Origin of the sequence: Polaribacter sp. 11A2H (assembly GCF_011379025.1) — a bacterium.
In the GTDB taxonomy this organism is placed as follows: Bacteria; Bacteroidota; Bacteroidia; order Flavobacteriales; family Flavobacteriaceae; genus Polaribacter.
In genome coordinates, this window is record NZ_WTLD01000008.1 from 186,765 (window position 1) to 192,935 (window position 6,171).

The 6,171-nt window shown below is 27.8% G+C and carries 6 protein-coding genes; all 6 read left to right on the forward strand.

All coding sequences use genetic code 11. The features are described 5' to 3' along the window. Nucleotides 1–76 precede the first annotated feature (76 nt). Nucleotides 77–214 carry a hypothetical protein gene (locus GQS58_RS12080; protein WP_166386207.1) on the forward strand — a complete coding sequence of 46 codons (138 nt, stop codon included), beginning with the start codon at nucleotides 77–79 and terminating at the stop codon, nucleotides 212–214. Nucleotides 215–440: 226 nt separating this feature from the next. Then, nucleotides 441–659: a hypothetical protein gene (locus GQS58_RS12085; RefSeq protein ID WP_166385898.1), complete on the forward strand. Its 219-nt coding sequence runs from the start codon at nucleotides 441–443 to the stop codon at nucleotides 657–659. A gap of 52 nt (nucleotides 660–711) precedes the next feature. Then, nucleotides 712–1,443 (forward strand): GLPGLI family protein, encoded by a 732-nt coding sequence (locus GQS58_RS12090; protein ID WP_166386209.1) that lies wholly within the window; start codon nucleotides 712–714, stop codon nucleotides 1,441–1,443. 791 nt (nucleotides 1,444–2,234) lie between these two features. Next, nucleotides 2,235–2,498, forward strand: a complete 264-nt coding sequence (locus tag GQS58_RS12095; protein WP_166386211.1) for a hypothetical protein — start codon at nucleotides 2,235–2,237, stop codon at nucleotides 2,496–2,498. Between the two features lie 63 nt (nucleotides 2,499–2,561). Beyond that, nucleotides 2,562–3,299 carry a GLPGLI family protein gene (locus GQS58_RS12100; RefSeq protein ID WP_166386213.1) on the forward strand — a complete coding sequence of 246 codons (738 nt, stop codon included), beginning with the start codon at nucleotides 2,562–2,564 and terminating at the stop codon, nucleotides 3,297–3,299. 6 nt (nucleotides 3,300–3,305) lie between these two features. Next, nucleotides 3,306–5,960 carry a carboxypeptidase-like regulatory domain-containing protein gene (locus GQS58_RS12105; RefSeq protein ID WP_166386215.1) on the forward strand — a complete coding sequence of 885 codons (2,655 nt, stop codon included), beginning with the start codon at nucleotides 3,306–3,308 and terminating at the stop codon, nucleotides 5,958–5,960. Nucleotides 5,961–6,171: the final 211 nt, after the last annotated feature.

Consider the following 6,171-nt stretch of genomic DNA (forward strand, 5'->3'; position numbering starts at 1 on the left):
TTTTGCTTTATCAACTACAGGCTTCTCCCAAAAAGTAACCCTTTAAGGATCTGTAAAAGACAGTTTGCAAAACTCAATGTCGTATGCAAATGTAATCGCAAAACCTAAAGACGTTTCTAAAAACTTACAATTTGCAATTACAGACAACGAAGGCTATTATAAGTTGCTTTTAAAAAAGGGAGATTTCGCAACTATTTTGAATATTTATAACTAAATAATTAGTTAAAACTAACTGTTTAGTTATATTTGAGTTAAGAAATATAAAATAAAACGATAGTCATTTCGAAATGAGCTTTTTTAGCGATTGAGAAATCTGATTAATGTGAGAACCTTTTTCTACAAGTTTTTAGAGAATTTTAAACTTGTTAATTCATATAAAACTCTACATATTTTTAAATCAGAGAATCCAAATTTAAAGTTTGGATTACAAATTTTATATTATGAAAAAATTAATTTTAGCAATGGTTTTTGTTTTTGCAACAGGAACTATGATGAATGCGAATACTTCTAACAAAGAAATAACTACACAAATAACAAGAACTATTGAAAAAGCAGATGATTGTTTCTCGGAAGCTTGGGAGTATGGAACTGACATGGGGTATAGTGAATATTCAGAATGGTTTTATATGAACGAATACTATGAAACACATTGTGCGTAAATAATAAACAAAGGTTGTTAGTTTTACTAGCAACCTTTTAAAATAAAAAATTATGAATAAAATATTAATAATACCTTTTGTATTGCTCTTTTTTTTTAATACCAATTCACAAAATTCTAGAGGGGTAATTGAATACGGAAAAAAATCTAAGAAAAGGGTTTTAACTGAAAAGGATAAACAGAGAATGAAAGAAACCCCAGAAAAGTATAAAAGATTTCAAAAAATGTATGAACTATATGCAGAAGGTGAAAAAAAATTAACTTTCGAACTTAGGGTTGATAATAATATTGGAATTTTTACAATGAAACCATTATTAGAGTCTGAAAGTAATCATAAAAAACAATTAGGTCCTGGGCCATATGATAAAGGAGTTTACTATAATAAAGATAAACGGATTTTACAATTAAATGCTTTTGGAGAATTATTTTTAATTACAAAACCTAAGTTGAAATGGGAAATACAAAAAGAAACTAAAAAAATAGGAGAATTCGAATGTTTTAAAGCTACAACAGAGATTATTGTAAACACTAAAGGTAGAAAACATTTAATTACAGCTTGGTTTACAACAAAAATACCAATTTCTTTTGGTCCTTTAGGTTATGATGGTTTACCTGGTTTAATATTAGAGCTAGAGGTTTATAAGAAAATTTATTATGCAAAAAAAATCATGTTAAATCCTAAAGAAGAAATAAAAATAGAAAAACCAACAAAAGGGATTAAGGTAACCGAAAAGGAATATCAAGAAAAAGCATCATCAACATTGCAAAAAAATAAAGGTATATAAATTCATTAATAATTTTTTATGTTAAAAAATACGCTACTGATTTTATTACTTTTTAATATTTCAACTTTTGTTCTTCATAAAAAGTAACCTTTTTAAGCACTGTAAAAGATTGTTTAAAAACTCTTTTTTAATAGAAGAGCCTAAAGTATTTCATAACAATTAGTCAAGCTTTTTTTTATTTCCTTTTTGGACTAACTGTTTTCAGTGAAGCTAACTCCCTGAAAACAGTTAATCTAAAAAGAGGAAAGGATTTTTTGGTGTTATAAAATATATTTCCCAAATTTGGAAAAAGAAATTGTTATGAAAAAGAAAATTTCTTTCGTCTCCCCCAAAAAAAATGTCAATACAAATAGTTTTAGATGAAGTAATCTTTTAAATAATACTCATGTGTCATTCCGAAATGAGCCTTTTTGGGCGATTGAGGAATCTCACAAACAGTTGTTTTTTTAATGTTATAGCATAGAACAATTGTAAAATAAAGACAATTGTCATTTCGAAATGCTCCTTTTTTTGGTATTTCGACTACGCTCAATATAAACTTATGAGAAATCTCACTTAGAACTAATAAGCTATTGATATGGATAACGAAAACAAAAAACCTCCGCTTGCGGAATTAAGAAATATAAAAATGAAACGAGTGTCATTCCGAATGAGGAACGAAGAGGAATCTGAAAAGTAACCCTTTTTCTACAAGTTTTTAGAGATATTTAAACTTGTTAACTCATATAAACCTCTAAATATTTTTAAATCAAAGAATCCAAATTTAAAGTTTGGATTACAAATTTTATATTATGAAAAAATTAATTTTAGCAATGGTTTTTGTTTTTGCAACAGGAACTATGATGAATGCGAATGTTTCGACTGAAACACCGATTACAACAACAGCAAAGGCTATTGAAATCGTCGAAGATTTTGGTTGTGCTGGTGGTTGTGTAAGATGGGCTAGAGGTAATACTTATGAGATTGCAGAAGATATAGGTGACCATCCTAACGATGACGACATGTATATGGAAATTTATATGAGGTATTACACTGGTTGTCTTAGAGGTTGTTAATAATATTAAAAAATAATACCCTCAATGTTTAAAAAAAATTGAGGGTATAAAATTATTTATAAAATGAATAAAAAATATATCAATTTGTTAATTTTTTTATTTTTAAATGTAATTGTTTTTCATTCACAAAACATCGAAGGGAGAATTACATACCTTGCTTCAGCCAAAAAGGCCTTAGCTTATATTCAAGAAAAAGGTAAAAAGAATAAAAAACACATAAGAAAACATGTAAATGAACTTTATAAAAAGGCAAAAGATGTTAAAGTAATATTGAATTTTAATAGTGTAGCTTCAGAATATCATGCTATAAAAAAAATGGATTTAACAAATAAAGAAGAATTTAACTTTACATATCTTATGTCAGGAAGTTCAAAAAAATACTACACATCTAACAATGTTATGAGCTATGAAAATAATACTCTGGATTGTTATTTATTAGGCGAGTGTTTTTTGATACAAAACTTAATGCCAATATGGGAGTTAAAACAAGAAACTAAAAAGATCGGAGGGTTTTTATGTTACAAAGCCGTTTTAAGAAATAAAAAAACAGAAAAAATAACTTTAGAAGCTTGGTACACTCCAAAAATCCCATACAGTTACGGAGTTATGAATTATTTTGGTTTACCTGGCGTAATTTTAGAGATTAGTAAAAATACAATAGTTATTACGGCTATAAAAATAGAATTAAACCCAATTGGAAAGATTATAATAAAAGAACCGAAAAAAATAAAAAAACTTTCTAGAAAAGAATTTGACATTTTAAAAAGAACATCATTTTCCGAATTTTATAAAAAAAGATAATCATATATGAAATTAAATCACTTTCTATCATTACTTTTTTTTATTATTATTTCTACTTCTTTATTTGCCCAAAAAGTAACCCTTTCAGGCGCTGTAAAAGATAGTTTACAAACCCCAATGCCGTATGCAAATGTAATAGCAAAACCGAAAGACGTTTCTAAAAACTTACAATTTGCCATAACAGATAACGAAGGCTATTATAAGTTGTTATTAGAAAAAGGAGACACCATTTCTATTAGTATTTCTTATTTAGGGTATAAACCTGTAGAACATCAATTTATAGCCTTAAAAACTACTAAAAAAGACTTTGTTTTACAACAATCTTCAGAGCAATTAGATGAGGTAGTTATAGAAATGCCTGTAACTGTTAGAGGAGACACAACTACTTATAAAACCGATAAATTTGTAAACGGAACAGAACGCAAACTAAAAAATGTGTTAAAAAAATTACCAGGTGTAGAAGTAGATAAAAACGGAACGGTTACCGTACAAGGCAAGAAGATTACCAAAATGTTAGTAGATGGCAAGAAGTTTTTTGGTGGTAATTCTAAATTGGCTGTAGAAAACATTCCTGCAGATGCTGTTGGTAATATAGAAGTAATCGATAATTATAACGAAGTTGCTTTTTTAAAAGGACTCACAGATTCTGATGAAACTGCTATGAACATCAAACTAAAAGAAGATAAAAAACGTTTTCTTTTTGGTGATATAGAGGCAGGAAAAGGGAATAAAGACTTTTATAAAACAAGTGCTAATTTATTTTATTATTCACCCAAAACCAATGTCAATTTTATAGGAAACATCAATAATATTGGCGAAAAAACATTTACGTTTAGAGATTATATGAGTTTTTCTGGCGGAATGAATTCCATTTTTAGCGGAAATTTTAGTTGGAAAGGTGGCGATTTTTCTCAGTTTATGGAAAGCAATGATCTAGTATCTAGCAACCAAAAATTTGGTGCGTTAAATATTACAAAAACGGCAACTTCTAAACTAGATATTTCGGGTTACGCTATTTTTTCTAATACAAATACCAGTAGTTTTATAGAAAACCAAAATGAATACACCACATTTACAGAGCAAAAAACAAACAGAACAGCTACAGATAATTTATTAGGAATTGGGAACCTTAATATAGAATACACACCAAATAGTAAAGAAAAATGGTACGCAAGAACCCAAGTAAAAAGAACCAATAACACTAAAAATAATACAGTTGCTTCTTTAATAAATGCCAATACAAATACCATTGCTACAGATAGAGATTTAACGGCAACATATATCAACCAAAATATAGAATGGCACAAAAGACAGAACGATAAACACACGTTTTCATCCGTTTTTAATTATGTGTTTAATAAAAGTGATAAAACCAATTACTGGCAAACGCAAGATGCTATTTTACAAGGTTTAATTCCTGCGGATGCAGATCAAGACTTGTTAAGAATTCATCAACTTAAAAATACCAAAGAACAAAATATTGATGCAGTTTTTAAACACTTTTGGGAAATTAACAATAGCAATCATATTTATACAACGTTAGGTAATAAGTTTTTAAACGAAGATTTTTTAAGTGATGATTTTCAGACGTTAGACAACGGAACCACAAATAACTTTTCTTCGGATGATTTTGGGAATGATTTAAATTTAAAGTTAAACGATTTCTTTGTAGGAATGCATTACAAATTTAGAACCGGAATTTTTACACTAAAACAAGGTGTTGAGTTGCACAATTATAAATGGAACTTAAACAAACAAACCCAATTAGAAAACAACAAATGGATTGTTTTACCTGATTTTTTAGCTAAAATTGAGTTTAATAAATCAAAAAAAATACAACTGAATTATAATTTAAAAACATCTTTTTCTGATGTAGAAAAATTTGCCAATCGGTTTTATTTACAATCGTATAATTCGGTTTTTAAAGGAAACGAAAACTTAGAGAACAATTTATATCATGCTGCTCGTATTTATTATAGTAGATTTAGTTTGTACAGAGGTTTAATGTTGTTTGCAAACTTAAATTATAACAAACAGATAAAAGGTGTTAGAAATACGGTAGATTTTAATGATGTCAATCAGTTTTTAACGGTAAAAATGTTCGACAATCCATCCGAAGATATTAGAGGAAATGTGCATTTAGAGAAAAGTATAAAAAAAATAAAATATAAGTTTGATGTTGGTTTTAGTAACAATAAATACCTACAAGAGTTAAATGGAAATACACAAACCAATAAAAATAATAGTTATAATTACGAAGTCGGTTTCGAAACTATGTTCGATAATTTCCCAACCATAGAAGTTGGTGTTAGTAGAGATATTGGTAAATTTATTTCTAGTAATTCAACCTCAAAATTTATAACTACAGAACCTTTTGTAACCGTAGATTATGATTTTTTAAAAGGCTTTATTTTTAATTTCGATTATAGGTTAAGCAATTATCAGAATAAAACATTGGGGCAAAAAAATGTGTATGAAATAGCAAACACTACTTTGTCTTATAAAAATGAAGACTCCTCTTGGTCTTATAAAATAAGTGTTCAAAATATGTTTAATGCACAGTTTAAACAAAGCAACAGTTTTTCAGATTATTTAATATCAGACCGTAAAACCTTTATTTTACCAAGAATTGTAATGTTTTCTATTGGTTATAATTTGTAGGAAGCCAGTATTCAGTTTTCAGTAGGCAGTATCAAACAGTATTTTTTTGCATACAGTTTTGTCATTTCGACCTTTTGGGAGAAATCATATAATGCTTGTTAAGTATTGCTGAGTTATCACTGTTATGCGACTTTTCAATACTTCGAAGTGACAATTATTGAGTTTGTTTTCATACAGTTTTGTCATTTCGACCTTTTTGGAGAAATCACAT